The following is a 20,475-nucleotide window of genomic DNA, read 5'->3' on the forward strand; positions in this document are numbered from 1 at the left end:
GTGGAACTCCTGCTCGTTCAGCTCAGCTGAGGTTGTCGATGAAGTCGAATAGCTCGCGGTCGTCCGCGGCGTCGAGACCGCCGATGTCGACCTCGCCGGGGTCTCTGCCCTCGAGCTTGCGCACCAGCGCGGCCAGCTTGTCGGCGATCCCGGACCGGTCCGCGGCGGACAGGTCGGCCGTGTCGAAGCTGCGGGCCAGCGCGTCGACCTCGTCGGTGATCCGCTGCGCGGGGTCGTCGACGGGGGCGATCTCCTGGCGGACGAAGCCGGCCAGCGCCGCCGGGGTCGGGTAGTCGAACATGGCGGTCGCGGGCAATGGCAGACCGACAGCGGATTTCAGCCGGTTGCGGAATTCCATGACGCCGAGCGAGTCGAAACCGAGATCGCTGAACGGCTTGTCCGGTGCCGTGGCGTCCGCGCTCGCGTGGCCGAGGACGGCCGCGGCCTGGGCCCGGATCACGTCGAGGACGAGCCGGTCCTGCTCGGCGATGGTGCGGCCGAGCAGACGCGCCGCCAAGGACGCGGCGTCGTTCGTCGCCGCCCGCGGCCCGCCCGCGTCGCCGGCCCGGCGCCGGGCCGGCCGGGCCAGGGCCCGCATCACCGGCCGGACCTCGGCGGGCGCGAGCGCGCCGAGCGCGGCCGAGTCGACCCCGATCGCGACGAACGCGGGTCTGCCGGCCGCCAGAGCCGCGTCGAACAGCGCCATGCCGTCGTCCGCGCCCAGCGGACGCAGACCTTCGCGCCGCAACCGGACGAGGTCGACCTCGCCGAGACCGCTGGTCATGCCGCTGCTCTGCTGCCACGGCCCCCACGCGACCGAGGTCGCGGGCAGGCCACGCACCTGCCGGTGCTGAGCCAGCGCGTCGAGGAAGACGTTGGCGGCGGCGTAGTTGGCCTGCCCCGGGTTGCCGATCACGCCGGAGATGGAGGAGTAGAGCACGAACGCCGACAGGTCCAGGTGCGCGGTCGCCTCGTGCAGGTTCCACGCCGCGTCCACCTTCGGCCGCAACACCCGCGCGATCTGGTCGGCGGTCATACCGGCGAGCAGGCCGTCGGCCAGGACGCCCGCGGAATGGACGACGGCGGTCAGCGGATGCGCCGCCGGGATCGCCGCCAGCACCGCGTCCAGAGCGGCGCGGTCGGCCGCGTCGCAGGCGACCACGTCGACGTGCGCGCCGAGTTCGGTGAGCTCGGCGACGAGTTCGGCCGCGCCGGGGGCGTCCGGGCCACGCCGGCCCGCGAGGACGAGCCTGCGCGCACCGTGCGCGGTGATCAGGTGGCGGGCGGCCACCGCGCCGAGTCCACCGGTGCCGCCGGTGATCAGCACGGTGCCCCCGGGCCGCAACGGTGTCGGCACGGTGAGGACGTTCTTGCCGATGCCCCTGGCCTGGCTGAGGTACCGGAACGCCTCGGGCGCCCGGCGCAGGTCCCACGCGGTGGTCGCCGTCGGTGTCAGCGCGCCGCGCTCGAACAGTTCGACAAGCGCGGCCAGGATCTCCTGGAGCCGGTCCGGACCCGCTTCCATCAGCATGAAGCTCGCGTACCGCACGCCCGGATGGGCGGCCGCCACGGCGGCGGGATCGCGGCGATCGATCATGCCCATCTCGACGAACCGGCCACCGCGCGGGAGCAGCCGCAGCGACGCGTCCACGAAATCGCCTGCCAGCGAATCGAGCACGATATCGGCGCCGCGACCGCCGGTGGCGGCGTGGAACTTCCGCTCGAAATCCAGGGTCCGCGAATCACCGATCTGGTCGTCGTCGAAGCCCAGGTCGCGCAGCACGTTCCACTTGGGCTTGCTGGCGGTGACCAGCAGCCGCAGATCCCAGTGCCGCGCCAGCTGGACGGCCGCCATGCCGACGCCGCCGGTGGCCGCGTGCAGCAGCAGGGTTTCGCCGGGTTGCGCGGCGGCCAGGTCGACGAGGCCGTAGTAGGCCGTCGCGTAGACGATCGGCACGGCCGCGGCCTGGGTGAACGACCAGTCGCGCGGCATCGGCGCGAGCAGCCGGTGATCGGTCACCGCGATCGAGGCGATACCGGGCGTGAAGCCGAAAACCCGATCGCCCGGAGCGAATTCGGTGACATCGGGCGCGACCTCGAGCACGATGCCCGCGCCTTCGCCGCCGATGCGGCCGTTCGGATCGGGGTAGGTGCCCAAGGCCATGAGCACGTCACGGAAGTTGAGCCCGGCGGCCCGCATACTCACCCGCACCTGTCCCGGAGCGAGCGCGGTGCCCGGGCGCTCGACCAGCGCGAAGTTGTCGCTGGACAATGTGCCCTGGTCGAGCGGGGTCAGCGCCCACTCGCCGGCATCGGCCGGTACCTCGAGCGAGCCCGCGCTGGGGTTCAGCCGCGGCAGGTACGCGGTCCCCCGACGGACGGCCAGCTGGGATTCGCCTTCCGTCGCCACCGCCAGGACCACGGCGGCGCGGTAGTCGGCCCAGGAATCCACATCGACGAGCAGAATCCGGTCCGGGTTCTCGCTCTGCGCGGTGCGCAGGAGTCCCCAGGCGGCCGCGGCGGACAAGTCCACCTGCTCGCCGGGATGCGCGGCGACGGCCTGGCTGGTCACGACGACGATGCTTCCGTCGAGGGACACCAGGCGCTGGACCCGCGTGGCCAGCTCGGTCAACGAATCACGCACTGTTACCGGAAGATCGGCGCCGGTAGCCGCGTCGTCGAGGCGCACCACCGTGGCGGTTCGACCGTCGATCGTGACGGTCTCGCCGTCGTCGGTGGCGCGCCAGTCGTCCACGGTGAGGTCGTCGGTGGGCTCGGGTGCGGCGACCCAGTCCAGCTCGTAGCCTAGGCTGCCGGCCCGGCGCTGTGCCGCGCCGAGCGCGTCGGTCGACAGGGAACGCAGGGTCAGGACGCCGATTTCGGCGACGGCTGTGCCCGCCTGGTCGGCGAGGGTCAACGCGATCTGCTCGCCTCCCGAGCCGGTACCGGTCGACCTCGCGCGCACGCGCAGTGCGGTCGCACCGGCGGCACGCAGGACGACGTTCTCCCAGGCGAACGGAACGGCAACGGTACCGACGGGCTGGTCGGGCACCAGGCCACCGAGCAGGATCGCGTGCAGTGCGGCATCGAGCAGTGCCGGATGCAGGCCGAAGGCCGCGGCCTCCGCGCGGACGGACTCCGGCAGCGTGACCTCGGCGAATACCTCGCCCGCACCACTCCACAGGGCGGTCAGTCCCTGGAAGGCCGGACCGTACTCGTAGCCGCGCTCGGCCAAGCCCGCGTACGCGTCCTCGATCGCGATCGGAGTCGTGTTCGCGGGCGGCCAGGTCACCAGGTCGGATCCGGCAGTCGAGGTCGTCTCGGCGGTCATCGTCGCGACCGCGTGCCGGACCCACCGGTCCGAGTCATCGCCTGCCGCCCGCGAATACACCGACACCGTTCTGGCGCCCGCGTCTTCCGGTCCACCAGCCACGACGCGGAGTTCGGCGGCGGACTCGGCCGAGATCGGCAGCGGCGCCTCGATCACCAACTCCGTCAGCAGCGGGCACTCCACCACGGTTCCCACGTGCAGGGCCAGCTCCACGAGCGCGGCGCCGGGCAGCAGCACCACGCCGGCGACCGCGTGATCGGCCAGCCAGGGCTGACCGGCCCGCGAGAGCCTGCCGGTGAACACCACGTCCGGGGCATCCGGCAGCCGCACCATCGCGCTCAGCAGCGGGTGGGCCGCGTCGTCGAGGCCCGACTGCCGGACATCCGACGCTTCGACCGGCCGCACCCAGTACCGCTGATGCTGGAAGGCATAGGTAGGCAGGGTCACTCGTCGCGCGGTGTGACCGGCGAACACCGGCGTCCAGTCCACCGGCAGACCCACCGTGTGGGCCTGGGCGAGGGCCGTGACGAACCCGGCCGTCTCCGCGACGGAACGCCGCGACGACGCCAGCACCGTCGACTTCGCCTCGAGCTCAGGGAGTTCGGCCAGGCACGACCGGGTCATCGCGGTGAGCACCGCATCCGGGCCCACCTCCACGAACCTGCGCACGCCGGACTCGACGAGCGCGGTCACCCCGGGCGCGAATCGCACGCACCCGCGCACCTGCGCCACCCAGTACTCCGGGTCGAGCACCGCGTCACCGGCCGGTGCGCCGGTCACATCGGACACGATCGGCAGCAGCGGCGCGCGATAGGTCAAACTCTGGGCGACCGTGCGGAATTCGGCCAGCATCGGATCCATCCGAGCCGAATGGAACGCATGGCTGACCCGCAACCGGTGCGTCCGGCCGCCACGCTCCGCGACCAGCCGCTCCACGTCGTCGACGGCATCCTCGTCGCCCGAGAACACCACCGCCTCGGGGCCGTTCACCGCGGCCACCGCCAGCCGGTCGCCGTAGCCGGCCACCAGCTCCATGGCCGCGTCCTCGGACACCGCTACCGCCGACATCGCGCCGCCCTCGGGCAGCGCGCCCATCAGCCGGCCGCGCGCCGCCACCAGCGCGCACGCGTCGGCGAGCGACCAGACACCCGCCACATAGGCGGCCGCCAGCTCGCCGATCGAATGACCGGCGACGACATCCGGGACGACACCGCACGACTCGAGCAGCCGGAACATCGCCACCTCGAACGCGAACAACGCGGGCTGGGTGAACTCCGTCCGGCTCAGCCCCGCTTCGGGAGCGTCGAACATCACCGCGCGCAACGATCCACCGAGGTGTCGATCCAGCTCGGCGCACACCTCGTCCAGCGCGGCCGCGAACACCGGGAAGTCCCGGGACAACTCCGCACCCATACCGGGGCGCTGCGCACCCTGCCCGGTGAACAGGAAGGCGGTCTTCCCCTGTCCCACAACACCTTCGACCACCGCGGCCGAGCCGGTCCCGGCGGCGAGGGCGGCGAGCCCGGCCAGCAGCTCCTGCCGGTCACCGCCCAGCGCGCCGCCGCGCCACTCCAGCAGCGCCCTGGTGTCGAGCAGGGCCGAGGCCACATCCCGCAGATCCGTCTCGGGATGCTCGATCAGCCACTGCCGCAGTCGATCCGCCTGCGACCGCAGCGCCTGCTCGGACTTCGCGGACACCAGCAGCGGGACTGTCCCCGAGGGCGAGACCAGCTCTCGCGCGGCGGCCGGGGCCACCGGCGGTTCCTCGAGGATCACGTGCGCGTTCGTGCCGCTGATCCCGAACGAGGACACACCCGCGCGCCGCGGCCGCGCACCGGCAGGCCACCGTTCCGCCTCCGAGAGCACCCGCACCGACCCCGCCGACCAGTCCACGTGCGGCGACAACGCGTCCACGTGCAGGGTCTTCGGCAGGGTGTCGTGGCGCATGGCCTGCACCATCTTGATCACGCCGCCCACGCCGGACGCGGCCTGCGAGTGTCCGATATTCGATTTGAGCGAGCCGATCCGCAGCGGCTCGTCCCGATCCTGACCGTAGGCCGCGATCAGGGCCTGCGCCTCGATCGGATCGCCGAGGGTGGTGCCGGTGCCGTGCGCCTCGACCACATCCACGTCCGACGGTGTCAGGCCCGCGTCGGCCAGCGCCGCCGCGATCACCCGCTCCTGCGACGGACCGTTGGGCGCGGTCAGGCCATTGCTCGCGCCGTCCTGATTGACGCCGGTGCCCCGCACCACGGCGAGGACATCGTGGCCGAGTCGCTGCGCGTCCGAGAGCCGCTCCACGACCAGCACGGCCGCACCCTCGGACCACGACACGCCATCGGCCGCTGCCGAGAACGACTTGCACCGCCCGTCCGAGGCCAGCCCACGATTGCGGGAGAACTCCAGGAACACCATCGGCGTCGCCATCACGGTCGCGCCGCCGACCAGCGCCAGGGAACTCTCCCCCTGGCGCAGCGCCCGGCACGCCACGTGCAGGGCCACCAGCGAGGACGAGCACGCGGTGTCCACCGTCATCGCCGGGCCTTCCAGCCCCAGCGCGTAGGACACCCGCCCCGACGCCACACTGCCCACGGCCCCGGTCACGACATAGCCCTCGACCTCGGGTGTCTGCCGGGTCAGCGTCTCGTAGTCCTGGTACATCACCCCCGAGTACACACCGGTATCGGTGCCACGCAACGACATCGGATCGATGCCCGCGTGCTCGAGTGCTTCCCACGACACCTCCAGCAGCAATCGCTGCTGCGGGTCCATCGCCATCGCCTCGCGCGGCGCGATCCCGAAGAACCCGGCGTCGAAGTCGGCGGCCCGGGTCAGGAAGCCGCCCTTCCCGGAGTAGGTCGTGCCCACGTGTTCGGGGTCGGGATCGATCAAACGATCCAGCGCCCACCCACGATCCGACGGGAAATCGCCGATGGCGTCGGTGCCCGAGGACACCAGCTCCCACAGCTCGTCCGCGGAGCCGACCCCACCGGGGTAGCGGCACGCCATGCCGACGATGGCGATCGGCTCGTCCGCCCGCGCCCGCCGGACCGGCTGCGCGGCCGGTTCGCTCGCTGCCGTCGGCTCGACCCGCGACTGCACCAGCCTCGCCACCGCCGCCGGGGTCGGGTGGTCGAAGACCAGGGTCGACGGGAGCGTCAGGCCGGTCGCCTTGCCCAGCCGGTTGCGGAACTCCACCGCACCGAGCGAGTCGAAACCCAACTCCCGGAACGGTTTACCCGCGTCGACCGAATCGCCCGAATCGTGGCCGAGCACCGCGGCCACCTGGTCGCGGACCGCCGCCAGCACCACGGCGGAGCGTTGCGCTTCGGGCACACCCGCCAGTCGCGCGCCCAGCGAACCCGCCGGGAGCGCCGTCGACGCGGTGGCGACCGCCGGGCGGCGGACGAAGCCGCGGAGCACGGCGGGGACGGTGTCGGGGTCGGATTCGCGACGCAGAACGGTCGCGTCGAACCGGATCGGGGCCAGGCACGCGTCCGGGCGGGCGAGCGCGGCGTCGAACAGGCGCAGGCCCTCGCTGTCACCGAGCTGACCCAGCCCCAGCCGGTCCCAGCGCGCGACGGCGACGCGATCCAGCGCGCCGGTCATCCCGCCCGCCTGGTTCCACGGTCCCCAGGCCAGCGCGGTCGAGGGCAGACCCGCCGCGCGCCGCCGCGCGGCCAACGCGTCCAGGAAGCCGTTCGCCGCGGCGTAGTTGCCCTGTCCGGCCGAGCCGAGCAGCCCGGAGACCGAGGAGAAGACGATGAACGCCGACAGCTCGCGGGTCTGCTCGTGCAGATGCCACGCGCCGTCGACCTTGGGCGCCAGGACGCGGTCGACCTGGTCGTCGGTCATCGACTCGACGACGCCGTCGTCGAGGATGCCCGCCGTGTGCACGACGGCGGTCAGCCGGCCGTCGGCCTCGATGGTGTCGAGCAGGGACCGGACGTCGTCACGGTCGGCGACATCGCAGGCCACGACGCGGACGTCGGCGCCCGCGCGCGTCAGCTCGTCGACCAGGTCGGCGGCGCCGGGCGCCGCGGGTCCCCGGCGCGACGTCAGTACCAGGCTGCGCACGGCGTGCGCGGTCACGAGGTGGCGGGCGAACAGGGCGCCCAGGCCACCGGTGCCGCCGGTGATCAGCACCGTGCCGTCGCCGAACGACGGGGCGGCGGTGTCCGCCGACGCGGACGCGCGCGTCAGCCGGGGCACCAGGAGCTGAGTGCCGCGCACCGCGACCTGCTGCTCCGCCGACCGCGAGACGGCCGCGATCCGGTCCGCGTCCAGTGGCGCGGCGGGATCCTCGTCGACGAGGACGAATCGCCCCGGGTTCTCCGACTGCGCGCTGCGCACCAGGCCCCACACGGCGGCCGCGGCCAGATCGGGTGCTTCGCCGGGCAGCGCGGCACCGCCGGTCGTGACCACCACGAGCCGGGACGGCCGCTCGTGCGCGAGCCAGGACTTCAGCATCGCGAGGGTATCGAGGACGCCGCCGCGCACTGCCCCAGGCGTATCGCCGGTGGGCGCCCGCCACACCACGATCTCCGGAACCTGTTCAGCAGCAACCAGTTCGGCCACGGTGGCGGACTCGTCGATGCCCCGCACCGCCGTGTCGGCGAGTACCACCATCGACGGCGTGGATGCGCCGTCGACCACGGTGGGCTCCCAGCACACCTCGTACAGTCGCGCGTCGTCGTCGGACAGGGAGCCCCGGAACGCCTTGACGTCGTAGGGACGCATCGCCACCGCGTCGACCGACACGATCGGTGTGCCGTCCGGATCGACGGCGGCGACGGACACGGTCTCCGGTCCGGTCGCGACGGCGATGACGCGCAGCGAGGTGACCTCGGTCGTCGGCGCGTGGAACTGGACGCCGCCCCAGCGGAAGAGCAGTTTGCCGGTGGCCGGGTCGGCGGCGGCGTCACGCCACACCAGCTGGGCGAGTCCGGCGTGCAGGGTCATATCCAGCAGCGTGGGATGCAGACCGTACCCGCCCGATTCCGCCGCGATGTCGGTCGTGAGGGTGATGTCGGCGAACACCGCGTCGTCACGGAGCCACGCGGTGCGCACGCCGGTGAACGCCGGGCCGTACTCGAGGCCGGAGCCGATCGACATTCGCGCCGGAATATCTTCGGCGGCAATTGCTTCCGCGTCGACCGGCGGCCACTGCTCGCCGCGCAACCGTGCGAGCAAGGCCGAGTCATTGGATCGGGGCGACAGCGTGCCGGTGGCGTTGTGCGCCCATTCCGCCTCGGGCGAGGTCCGGAAGTAGAACTCGAACTGGCGCGAGCCCGCTGCGTCGGGAGCCTGCACCAGCACCTGCAGCTCGACCTCGTCCGAACCGGACGGCAGGATCGGCGCCTGCAGCGTGAGTTCTTCCAGCACACCGCAACCGATCCGGTCGCCGGCGGCGAGCAGGAACTCGGCCAAGGTCGCGCTGGGCACGACCACCACGCCGTACGAGGTGTGATCGGCGATCCACGGCTGCGCCCGCAGTGACAAACGACCGGTGACCAGCCACTCGTCGGCACCAGCCAGGCCCACCACCTCCGTGAGGATCGGGTGACCCGATGCGGAGCGCGGCGCTTCCGCTGCGGGCTGCAACCAGAACCGGCGATGCTGGAAGGCATAGGTAGGCAAAGGAATCCGCCGCGCCGCGCGATCCGCGAACAGCGGAGACCAGTCCACCCGCACACCGGCGACATGTGCCTGCGCGAGACCGGTGACGAACTGTGTCACCTCGTCGGCGGACCGCCGGGACGTGGCGATCACCGTCGACTCCGGCTCGACGTCCGGGTTCTCGGCCAGGCAGCTCCGGGTCAGCGCGGACAGCACCGCATCCGGCCCCACCTCGATGAAACGGCGCACGCCACCTGCGGCGAGCGCGTCCACGCCCGGCGCGAACCGCACACCGCCCCGCACCTGGCGCACCCAGTACTCCGGGTCGGTGACCTCGCTTCCGGCGAGCGCACCGGTCAGGTTCGACACGATCGGCACGCGCGGCGAGGCGTAATCGATACCTGTTGCCACCGCACGGAATTCGGCCAGCATGGGTTCCATGCGCGCCGAATGGAAGGCGTGACTGACGCGCAACCGGCTGGTCTTGACCTCGGCCACGGCGAGCCGTCGCTCGATCTCCTCGATCACGTCCACATCGCCGGACAGCACCGTCGACGACGGGCTGTTCACCGCCGCGACCGCAACGCGATCGCCGAATTCCGCGGCGATCGCGATCGCGCGCGATTCGCCGATTGCCACGGCGAGCATCGCGCCGCCCGTGGGCAGGGCGCCCATCAATCGACCGCGTACCGCCACCAGCGCACAGGCGTCCGGCAGCGACCACACCCCCGCCACATGGGCGGCGGCCAGCTCACCGATCGAGTGCCCGATCACCACATCCGGTGTCACACCGAAGGATTCGAGGAGCCGGAACAGGGCCACCTCGAAGGCGAACAAGGCGGGTTGGGTGAATTCGGTCCGGTCGAGCACCTCGGCGTCGCCAGGGAACATCGCGTCGCGGAGCGACTGGCCCAGCACGGGATCGAAGTGCTCGCACACCGCATCGATCTCGTTCGCGAAGACCGGGAAGGCCTCGTACAGGCCGGCTCCCATGCCGGTCCGCTGAGCGCCCTGACCGGTGAAGAGGAAGGCGGTCCGTCCCGCACCCACCACCCCCTCGACCACACCGGCGCCGGTTCCCGATCCGGCGAGGCCGGCCAGCCGCGCGAGTACCTCGTCGCGATCGCAGCCGAGCACGACACCGCGTGAATCCAGCTGCGCACGTGTGGCAATCAGCGAGTGGGCGGCGTCCGCGACGTCCAGCTCAGGGTGTTCCGACAGCCAGGCGTGCAATCGCGCGGCCTGCGCGCGCAAGCCCGCCTCGCCCTTCCCCGACACCAGCACCGGGGTGATCGCCGACGACCGCGTGTGCGAACTGTCGACGATCGGTGCCGCAGGTGCTTCCTCGAGAATGACGTGCGCGTTGGTGCCGCTGATCCCGAACGACGACACACCGGCCCGCCGGATCCGCTCCCCGGCGGTCCACGCTTCCGGCTCGGTCAGCAGCCGCACCGCGCCCGCGGCCCAATCCACATGCGGCGACGGCGAATCGAGATGCAGTGTGCGCGGCAACCGCTCGTGCCGCATCGACTGCACCATCTTGATCACTCCGGCCACACCGGCGGCGGCCACGGTATGGCCGATATTCGATTTCAGCGAACCGATCCGCAGCGGCTCCCCGTCCGCGCGGCCCTGGCCGTAGGCGGCGATCAGGGCCTGCGCCTCGATCGGATCGCCCAGGGCCGTGCCGGTGCCGTGTGCCTCGACGACATCCACATCGGCCGCCGCGATTCCCGCGTTGGCCAGCGCTTGGGCGATCACCCGCTCCTGCGAGGGACCGTTCGGCGCGGTCAGCCCGTTGCTCGCGCCGTCCTGGTTCACTGCACTGCCACGGACCACCGCCAGCACCTGGTGGCCGAGCCGCTGTGCGTCCGTAAGGCGTTCCAGGACAAGGACACCGGAGCCTTCGGACCAGGACACGCCGTCGGCGGCGGCCGAGAAGGGCTTGCACCGGCCGTCGGGCGCCAGGCCGCGCTGGCGGGCGAAGTCGACGTGCAGGTACGGACTGGCCGCGACGGTGACACCACCGGCCAGGACCAGAGAGCTGTCCCCTTGGCGCAGCGCCTGGCACGCCAGATGCAGCGCCACCAGCGAGGACGAGCATGCCGTATCCACCGTGACCGCAGGCCCTTCCAGGCCGAACACATAGGCGATCCGGCCCGAGATGACGCTGTGCGAGGTGCCGGTGAGCCGGAAACCCTCCAGATCACCGGTCACGCGGCGGGAGTACCCCGAGGAGCAGGCGCCGACGAAGACGCCGGTGTCGCCACCCCGCAGCGAGGTCGGATCGATGCCCGCGTCCTCCAGCGCTTCCCACGCGGTTTCCAGCAGCACGCGCTGCTGTGGGTCCATCGCCAGTGCTTCACGCGGGCTGATGCCGAAGAAGCCGGGATCGAAATCGCCCGCGCCGTCGAGGAATCCGCCGTGCCGGGTGTAGACCGTGCCCGGAGTGCCCGGATCCGGGTCGTACAGCCGGTCGAGATCCCAGCCGCGATCGGTGGGGAATTCGCCGATCGCGTCCCGCCCCGCGATCATCAGGTCCCACAGGTCCTCGGCGGACTCCACGCCACCGGGGAACCGGGCACCGATACCGACGATCGCGATCGGTTCGTCGGTGGTCGCGCGCCGCGACACCCGGCGCTGATCCCGCCCGCGGCCGGTGACGCGAGCCCGCAGCAGGGCCGCCACCGCCGTCGCGGTCGGGTAGTCGAAGACGAGGGTGTCGGGCAGCGACACACCGGTGGCTTCGGTCAGCCGATTCCGCAGCGCCACACCGCTGATCGAGTCGAACCCGCTCTCGGTGAACGGCAGGTCGGGAAGAATCGCCGTCGCCGATTCGTGGCCGAGGACAGCGGCGGCGTGCCGCCGGACGAGGTCGAGAACTATCGCGTCGCGCTGGAATTCGGGAGCAGCCGCGAGGGTTCCGGCCAGGGCGCTGTCATCCCAGACACCGTCCTGCCCCTGATCACCCCGATCCTCAGCACCCCGCTCCACGGGAGTGAGCGAGGCGCCTTCGTGCCCTGCGCCGAACTCCGCGGCGCCGAGCTCTGTTCCGCCGGACTCCGCGGCGCCGGACTCCGTGGCTTTGCTATCGGCGGGGCCACGTCCGGTGGCACCGGGCTCCGTGGTGGATGGGACGGCATACACATCGAGGGTCGCCGACGTGCCGGACCAGAAGTTGCGGCGCTGGAACGCGTACGGCGGCAAGTCGACCCGGGTACCGCCGGTGACGAGCGCGTCCGGCCGGACCGGCAGGCCGGCGCAGTAGGCCTGGGCGAGCGAGGCGACGAACCAGTCGGGGCCGTCCTCGCCCAGGCGGCGCGATCCGATGACCGCCACGTTGTCGGAGGCCGTGTCGGCGAGGTCCGGGGTGAGCACCGGATGTGGGCTCATCTCGACGAATCCGGTGATGCCGTCGTCGATCAGCGCGGTCACCACCTCGGCGAACCGACCCGATTCGGGCCGCGAACGGCACCAGTACCCGGCATCCAGATTCGCGGTGTCCACGAGGTCGGCGGAGGCCGTGGAGAGGAACGCGACGGCCCCCGAACGCGGTCTGATCCCGGCCAGCTCCCGCCGCGCGGCGTCCTCGGCCGCATCCCACGATCGGCGGGCGGCGTTGTCGGCCGCACCCCGCGACCGAACGACGACCACCCGCGCCGCGTCGTCCAGCGACAGTCCACCGGCGATGTGCGCGGCGGCGATCTCGCCCAACCCATCACCGATCACCATGGCCGGTTCCACACCCGACGCCTGCCACCGCCGGGCCATCGCCACCATGACCGCGAACAGCACCGGCTGCGCAACGTCCTGGCGATCCGCCGACGGCGCACCCTCGTCGCCGCGCAGCACCGCGCGCAACGACCAGTCCACATACGGCGTCAGCGCCGCCGCACAGTCCGCGATCGACTCGGCGAACGCCGGATCCGACGCCAGCAGCCCCAATGCCAGACCGGCCCATCGACTGCCCTGCCCAGGGAAGACGAACGCGACCCGTCGCGTCGCCGCCTGGCCGATCGTCGACCCGGGAGTAGCCACAGCCGCCAACGCGGCCAGCAACTCCGCTCGATCCCGTCCGGCGGCACAGCCACGCCACTCCATCGGAGCGCGGGTAGTCAGCAGCGAATGCGCGACATCGACCACATCCAGCTCGGGACGCCCGACCAGCCACTCCCGCAGCCGCACCGCCTGCGCGCGCACCCCTGCCTCGCTGCGTGCCGCCAGCACCCACGGCACCACACCACCGACACCGCTCACGGTCTGCCTGGTGACAGCCGGCCCACCGCGAGCGCAGGCCGCGGCGACAACCGGCCGCCCACCATCAGCAGCCGACGCCGCGACGATCGGCCCACTGTCAGCGCTGGCCCCGGCAACGACCGGCCCACCATCAGCGCTAGACGACGCGACAACCGGCCCGTCAGCAGCGAGCGCCGTGACAGCAGGCCCACTGTGAGCGGTGGAAGCCGTACCGACCGTCCCGCCGTCAGCGGTGGGCGCCGCGAGAACCTGCCCGCTGTCAGCGGTGCGCCCGGTGACGGTGGGCGCCTCCTCCAGGATCACGTGGGCGTTCGAACCGCCCATGCCGAACGCGGACACACCGGCCCGGCGCACGGTGTCCACCGACCAGCTCTCGTTACCGGTGACAACGCGTAAGCCCAATTCGTCGAGCGGAATTCGTGGGTTCGGCGAGGTGAAGTTCAGGCTGGGCACCAGATCCCGGCGGCTCAGGCAGAGGGCGGTCTTGATCAGGCCCGCGATGCCGGCGGCGCCTTCCAGATGCCCGATGTTCGTCTTCACCGAGCCGACGGCCAGTGGCGCGTCCGGCGCGCGGTCGGCGCCGTAGATGTCACCCAGTGCCGCGGCCTCCACCGGATCGCCCGCCGGTGTTCCGGTGCCGTGCAATTCGACGTACTGCACCGACGACGCCTCGACCCCCGCCGCGCGCAAGGCGGAGCTGATCGCCGCCGCCTGCGCCGCCCGGCTCGGTGCGCTCAGCACCCGCCGTTCGTTGCCGGTGGTGACCGCGCTGCCGCGGATCACGGCGTGGATCCGGTCGCCGTCGGCGATGGCCCGGTCCAGCGGTTTGAGCACCACCATGCCGCCGCCCTCGCCGCGCACGAACCCGTCGGCCCTGGCGTCGAAGGTGTAGCAGGCGCCCAGTTTCGACTGCGCGCCGAACTGCTCGATCCGCGCTCCGCTCGACGGCGACAGGATCAGGTTCAGGCCGCCGGCCAGCGCCACCTCGCTCTCGCCACTGCGCAGGCTCTCGCAAGCAAGATGGACCGCGACCAGCGAAGACGCCTGGGCACTGTCGACGACGAGACTCGGTCCGCCGAAACCGAAGTGGTTGGAGATCCGGTTGGCGATGATGCCGCGCCCGGCACCCCACAGCGAGTGCCTGCTGACGCCCCGACCACCGCGCGAGGCCATGACCTCGGCGAAATCGCTGCCGGTGCTCCCGAGGAAGACGCCGTATCGCCGCGCCTCGAATCCGGTCGCCACCAGACCGGCGTCCTCGAGTGCTTCCCAGCTCAGCTCCAGCGCCAGCAGCTGCTGCGGATCGACCGCGCGCGCCTCGTTGGGCGAGACGCCGAAGAAGTCTGCGTCGAAATCACCTACGGTGTCGAGGAATCCGGCCCGCTCGGTGATCCCGTCTCGCCCGGCGGGCGCGGCACCGATCGCGGCGCGCCCCTGACGGAGCAGCTGCCAGAACCCTTCGAGATCGGCGGCGCCCGGCAATCTGCAGGACATACCGACAATCGCGACGTCGAACGTCGAACCGGTCACCTCTGAACATCCTTCCGCGAAGCACGTTATTTCCCCCCGTAGCCCCCTGCTGAGTGAGTGTTGGGCTACCAGATCGCGGAGCGGGTCATGTCACCATCGATTCGTAGTACTAACTGTTGAGTTCGACGACTCAGACGATTCGTGCGTCGACACAACGAATCTCGATGCGGTCGAGCAGAAGGGATGCGGAACGCGGTCCGCGAAGTGCCGTAGCCACGCGGTGGGTGCGGGTCCGGCTGGAGTCGGCCGTTCGGCCGGAAGCTGACGCGCTACGTCGCCGATCCGGCGGCCCGAGGCGCGGGTCTGAGGGTGTCTCGTCCGGGCGAACCGGCGCGGCGTTCCCTCTCGAAAGGTTCGAACGGCAGAACAGGACTCATTGAACTGCACAGTATTTGGGGTATCTCGAGCTTGTCAACCGTCCGGTTTCTTCCCGTTCATCGTGCTGATTACTCACAAAGCTTCCCACGATCCGGGCCGCTTCGCAGCGTTCGGTGGCTGGGATGTTGCCGGGTGCCTGCACCGTTCGATCGTTCCGCGCCGATCGCGCGTCACCTTCCGCATCGGCCCCGCCGATCGCGCTCGTGCTCCATCGGGACACCACGGCCCCATCGTTGTCGCATCGGCCGGTGTATTCCGAGCTTCGAGACGATGGATGGAAGGTACGATCGCTGATGCGTCGCGACTGGTCCGGACTGGTGGCGACAGCACCGGCCACGACGACTGTCGCTGCGAGCGGTCCACCGTGGCCGGCGAGTGGTGGACGTTCGGCGCTCCGCTCGAGGGGCTCAGCCGCGCGGCGCTGATCCTGCCCGGCCGCGCGGGCGCCTGGCCGCTGCCGACGCACTTCCCGAACTCGGGATCAGTTTGCTGACGATGCCGTTCGCGACCGCCGATGTGATCTACCGGCTACCGGCGCGCATCGAATTGCGGACGCCACAGCACGGTTTCAACGAAGCGGGCGTTCGCGCCGCACTCCCTGGGCGAGCAGATCTCGGCGGTCTCGGTCGATCGCAGCCGGTTGGTCGCGCTGGTACCGGGTGGACGGATGTCACGCGGGCGACCGCGGCGACGGCTACGTCGGTGCAGCGGTACAGGTTGTGCAGCACGTCGCCGAAGGTGTCCTGGAGGCGGGTGGCCGGCTCCCGGAGTGAGCGCGGAGCCGGCCACCATGACCGCTGCCGGCGAGGAAGTGTCGTACTTGCCTCTCGCCCGCGCCAGCCACCCGCTCAGCGACCTGCGATGTGACCGACGTCGACATGCGGGTTCGACTGCCAGTGCCTACTTTTCGGTGCGTTCGCGGTAGGCGGCGCGCACCTGCTCGTTCGAATTCAGGGTGACGTGCTGCAAGCCGAGCGCGCCATAGAGCGAGTTGCGGAGGTTCTCCGGCAACGGCATCAATACCTTCAAGAACACACCGCCGACCTTCGGGACCACGCGGAACCCGCCTCGGTTACCGGCGATCGCCGCCGCGACGGCGGCCGCCACCGCCTCGGGCTCGATGAGACCGATTCGGCGCACGAACCAGCTCGGCGACAGACCCGCGATCAGCTCGGTGTTGACGAAGCTGGGCGCGATGGTGGTGACGGTGACCCCCCCCGAGGGGCCAGTTCCTGGTGCAGCGCCGCCCCCAGCCCCACCACCGCGTACTTGCTCGCGCAGTACACCGCGACACCGGGCGCGGCGGAAACGCCTGCGACCGAGGCGATATTGACGATATGCCCGCGGCCGCGCAGCGCGAACCGGCGGCCCGCGAGCTTGGAGCCGGTGATCACGCCCCGCACATTGATGTCGAGTTGCCGGTCGGTGACGGCGTCGGACTCGTCGAGGAATTCACCGGTCGGCATGATGCCCGCGTTGTTCACCAGGACGTCCAGCCCGCCGAGCGCCGATTCGACCTCGTCGAGGTACCTCGCGAACGAAACCCGGTCGGTCACATCGACCTTCAGCCCGACAACCTCCGTGCGGGTCGCGGTCGCGAGATGTGCGGCGGTCTCGGTCGCCAGCTCCGCGTCGATGTCGCCGATCGCGACGGCCGCGCCGCGCTCGGCCAGCAGCCGCGCGGTGGCCGCGCCGATGCCGCGCGCGCCACCGGTGATGGCGATCTTCCTACCCGTGAGGTCGGTCTTGGTCATCGTTCTGCTTCCTTGTTGTGGTCCAGCCGGCGGCCTCGGTCGGTTGCGGCGCTTCGCTGCGAAGGGCCGCGGCCGGGCAGGTGTCGACTGCGAGTCGGATGTTGTCGAGTTGGTCGTCGCTCACCGGACCGGGCACGGTCGCCTTGCCTTCGTCGTCGGTCTCGAAGATGTCGGGCACCAGCGCGACGCAGAGCGCGTGGCCCTCGCATCGGTTCCGATCGATGTTGATCCTGGGCGTCATGCGGCCGAGGACGGGGCAGCGGTGCGGGCGTGGCGTGGCCGGAGGTCGATCGGCAGTCCGTCGTCGGGTGTGGGCCCGGTGCCCCAGGTCAACGGTGCCTGATAGTCGGCGGGAACACTCCACTCGAAGCGCAGCAGCAGTCGGTGCATGATCGATTTCACGGTCATCCCGCCGAAGTACAGGCCGATGCACTTGTGTGCCCCGCCGCCGAAGGGGGACCAGGCGTAGCGGTGCACTTTGTCCTCGCGCCGATCCGCGGCGAAACGTTCCGGGTCGAACTCGTCCGGCCGCGGCCACCAGCGCTCCAGCCGCATCGACGGGTAGGCGCCGATGATGATGTCGGTACCCGCCGGGATGTAGTGACCGAGGATCTCGGTGTCCTCGAGCGCCTGGCGCATCAGCATTCCCGCCGGGGCGTACATGCGCAGTGTTTCCTTGAACGCGAGATCCAGCGACGGCAGGTTCTCGAGGTCGTCGTAGTCGAGCGAGTCTTTCCCCAGTGCAAGCGATTCCGCGCGCAGCCGCTCCTGCCAGTGCGGATTCTTGCCGAGCAGATAGGTGAGCATGGAGACTGTGACGGCGGTCGTGTCGTGCGCCGCCATCAGGACGAAGATCATGTGGTTGACGACGTCGGTGTCGGAGAAGGCTTGCCCGTCCTCGCTCGTCGCGCGGCACAGCACGCTGAACAGATCGGTCCCTGCCCCAGCTCGTTTGGCGGGCAGTTGCGCACGAAAGTACTCCTCGAGGACCCGGCGACCGCGCAACCCCCGCGACCAGGTGCCACCCGGCATATTCGTACGGATAAAGGCCTGTCCGCCGACCACGGTGTCCTCGAACGCGTGCTCCAGCTGTTCGGCTTGCGAACCCAGTTCCGCGCCGACGAAAACCTCGGTTGCCAGATTCAGCAGCATCTGCTTGACGTTGTCGTACAACAGGAATCCGGTCCCGGGCTGCCACGATGCGAGGTCCCGGTCGATGCCCGGCCCCATCAGCTCGAGGTAGCTGATCAGTCGAGGCCGCGTGAACGCCTGCTGCATGATGCGCCGGTGATGCAGGTGCTCATCGAAGTCGAGCAGCATGATGCCGCGGCGAAAGAACGGCCCGATCCAGAATTCCCAGCCCTTCTCGCTGGAGAAGGCTTTGTCCTTATTGGCCCAGACGGTCTCGAGCGCGGCCGGACCCAGCACGCAGACGGCCCGATGACCGAACACCTGCGTCCAGGAGACTTCGCCGTACTTGTCGAAGGTGCTGCGCGCCCATCCGAGCGGGTCGGTGTAGACCCGCAACGACCGTCCGACCAGCGGCATCCCCGGGTCTCCCAGTACGGGAAGCAGATCGCTCCCCGCCGGCGGCTCGGCGAGCGGCAAGGTTCTCGACGGATACAGGTCCGCCAAGTCGGCGGCGTGCTGTTGAATCCGGCGGCGGATGTCCTGGTGCATGTGGTGTCCTTTCGCGACGCTGCGAAGGCTCGAAGTAGCTCCTGTGACGTCACACACATTGGTGACGTTCTGTCACCAATTAACCCTCTCATGGCCGGGTCTTGTCAAGATGGAGTCATGACCACCTCCCAGACCTGGGGCGGCCGCACTGCCCAGGCGCGCCGCGCCGCGCGCCGCCAGCAGCTGATCGACGCCGCCATCGACGTCTGGGCCGACAGCGGCTGGGCGGCGGTGAGCCTGCGCAGCGTGTGCGCCCGGGCAGGACTGAACGACCGGTACTTCCGTGAGAGTTTCACCGATCGAGACGAGCTGCTCGCCGCAGTGTGGGACCAGGTGCGCGACGAAACGACGGCCACGCTGGCCGCGGCGATCAGTGATCGGCGGGATTCACCGCCACTCGAGGTGCTGCGCCGCGCGGTCGAAGCCGTGGTCACCAGCTTCGCCGCCGATCCACGCCGCACACAGGTCCTGTTCGGCGACCACGCGGGCAGTGCACTCCTCGAGCGCCGTCGCCGCGACCTGACATTCCTCGCCACCGATGTGCTCGCGACGGGCATGCAGCCGTATCTGCGACACGGCCTGAACCACGACGAGTTCCACCGCACCGTGCTCATGGCCGTCGGCGGTTTCGTCGAGCTGACCACCGCATGGCGCGCAGGCGACATCGCCATCGACGCCGCCGGGATAGTCGCTCAAACAACCCACTTCGGCGAGATCCTCGCCGGCCATTACCTCGACCCCGACCCGCGATCGCCTCGAGACGAGCCGCGGGATGACGGCCGCTCCGCCGGCGCCGACCGTTCCCCAGTTCGACCGCCCAGCAGCACATCCAGCGACTGAGGAGTCAGCCGACAAAAAAAGCCCCAGGCCAGAAGATCTTTCGATCCTCTGGCCTGGGGCACTTGTAGCGGGGACAGGATTTGAACCTGCGACCTCTGGGTTATGAGCCCAGCGAGCTACCGAGCTGCTCCACCCCGCGTCGGTGAATACAACATTACACACAGGTTAGCCAGGATGCCAAATCGTCAGGTCAGAGGCGGTTTTCGGGCAGTTGCCCGCGATCTTCGACGAGATGGCGAGCGGCGCCGAACCCGGCAGATGTGACCGGCGTCATATCGCGACGCGAACCAGCCCGCCCCGAGTGTGGCGAGTCGAATTTCCGTGACGGGGGTCACTATTTCGACGTGATCTCACGCACATAACGGACCAATAACAGACCGACCGAAATTCAGGCATTCCCCCGCGCTATGCAGCGTAAACATTGGTAAGACGGCTATTTCATTCATACAATTGCCCCGTTATCAAGATGTGATCGTCATGGATTTCTTCGTTAGCGTCTCCCCCATGACTGAGACCCGGAAATTCCGCACCCGTGCCCTTGGCGTCGCCGCCATCACCGGCGCCCTGGTTGCCGTTCCGTTCAGCCTGGCCACCGGCACCGCCTCCGCCGCGACCCACAACTGGGACGGTGTCGCGCAGTGCGAGAGCGGTGGCAACTGGGGTATCAACACCGGTAACGGCTACTACGGTGGCCTGCAGTTCTCGCAGAGCACCTGGGCTGCCAACGGCGGTCAGGGTTCGGCACACAACGCCAGCAAGGAAGAGCAGATCCGCGTCGCGGAGAACGTGCTCGCCAGCCAGGGCGTCGGCGCGTGGCCGCACTGCGGCCGCTACCTGCAGGCAGGCGCCTCCGAGCCCGAGCCCGCCGTGGTCGAGGAGCCCGCCGTGGAGCTGCCGGTCGAGCTGCCCGCCCAGACCAAGACCGAGGTCCAGACCGCCGTCGACCAGGCCAAGGCCGCGGGCCAGGCCCTGGCCGACCAGTACGGCGTCGCAGGCCAGTACCAGGACCTGCTCAACGCCAGTGCCCCGCTGATCGCCTCGATCGGCGGCTGATCCAACCATTCCCCCTGCACGAGAAAGGCCCCG

Annotated in this window: 7 protein-coding genes and 1 tRNA gene; 2 read left to right on the forward strand and 6 right to left on the reverse strand. The window is 70.5% G+C overall.

Annotated features, from left to right (window positions below; all coding sequences use genetic code 11):
- Positions 1 to 22: 22 nt before the first annotated feature.
- The 5 genes from NV348_RS07330 to NV348_RS07350 all read right to left on the reverse strand — a co-directional run bounded on the left by NV348_RS07330 (position 23) and on the right by NV348_RS07350 (position 18,549).
- Entirely contained in the window at positions 23 to 14,737 is a 14,715-nt protein-coding gene (locus NV348_RS07330) for an SDR family NAD(P)-dependent oxidoreductase (protein WP_447146331.1), read from the reverse strand.
- A 1,278-nt stretch (positions 14,738 to 16,015) separates the two neighbouring features.
- Positions 16,016 to 16,255 carry a hypothetical protein gene (locus tag NV348_RS07335; protein ID WP_447146332.1) on the reverse strand — a complete coding sequence of 80 codons (240 nt, stop codon included), beginning with the start codon at positions 16,253 to 16,255 and terminating at the stop codon, positions 16,016 to 16,018.
- A gap of 26 nt (positions 16,256 to 16,281) precedes the next feature.
- On the reverse strand, positions 16,282 to 16,869 hold the full coding sequence (locus NV348_RS07340; protein WP_447146333.1) for an SDR family NAD(P)-dependent oxidoreductase: 588 nt from the start codon (positions 16,867 to 16,869) through the stop codon (positions 16,282 to 16,284).
- On the reverse strand, positions 16,844 to 17,110 hold the full coding sequence (locus tag NV348_RS07345; protein ID WP_447146334.1) for a ferredoxin: 267 nt from the start codon (positions 17,108 to 17,110) through the stop codon (positions 16,844 to 16,846). The genes NV348_RS07340 and NV348_RS07345 overlap by 26 nt, the downstream gene beginning before the upstream one ends.
- A complete protein-coding gene (locus NV348_RS07350; RefSeq protein ID WP_447146335.1) occupies positions 17,107 to 18,549 on the reverse strand; it encodes a cytochrome P450 in 1,443 nt (480 codons plus the stop codon). Before NV348_RS07350 ends, NV348_RS07345 begins: the two co-directional genes overlap by 4 nt.
- 117 nt (positions 18,550 to 18,666) lie before the next feature.
- Between NV348_RS07350 and NV348_RS07355 the strand changes: the two genes are divergently transcribed.
- A complete protein-coding gene (locus NV348_RS07355; protein ID WP_447146336.1) occupies positions 18,667 to 19,389 on the forward strand; it encodes a TetR/AcrR family transcriptional regulator in 723 nt (240 codons plus the stop codon).
- Positions 19,390 to 19,454: 65 nt separating this feature from the next.
- On the opposite strand, the gene NV348_RS07360 is transcribed toward NV348_RS07355, so the two are convergent.
- Positions 19,455 to 19,528: transfer RNA gene (locus NV348_RS07360), tRNA-Met, on the reverse strand.
- Positions 19,529 to 19,893: 365 nt separating this feature from the next.
- On the opposite strand from NV348_RS07360, the gene NV348_RS07365 reads away from it, so the two are divergent.
- Positions 19,894 to 20,442, forward strand: a complete 549-nt coding sequence (locus NV348_RS07365) for a transglycosylase family protein (protein ID WP_447146337.1) — start codon at positions 19,894 to 19,896, stop codon at positions 20,440 to 20,442.
- Positions 20,443 to 20,475: the final 33 nt, after the last annotated feature.

The sequence above is a fragment of the Nocardia fodinahabitans genome (assembly GCF_052983615.1).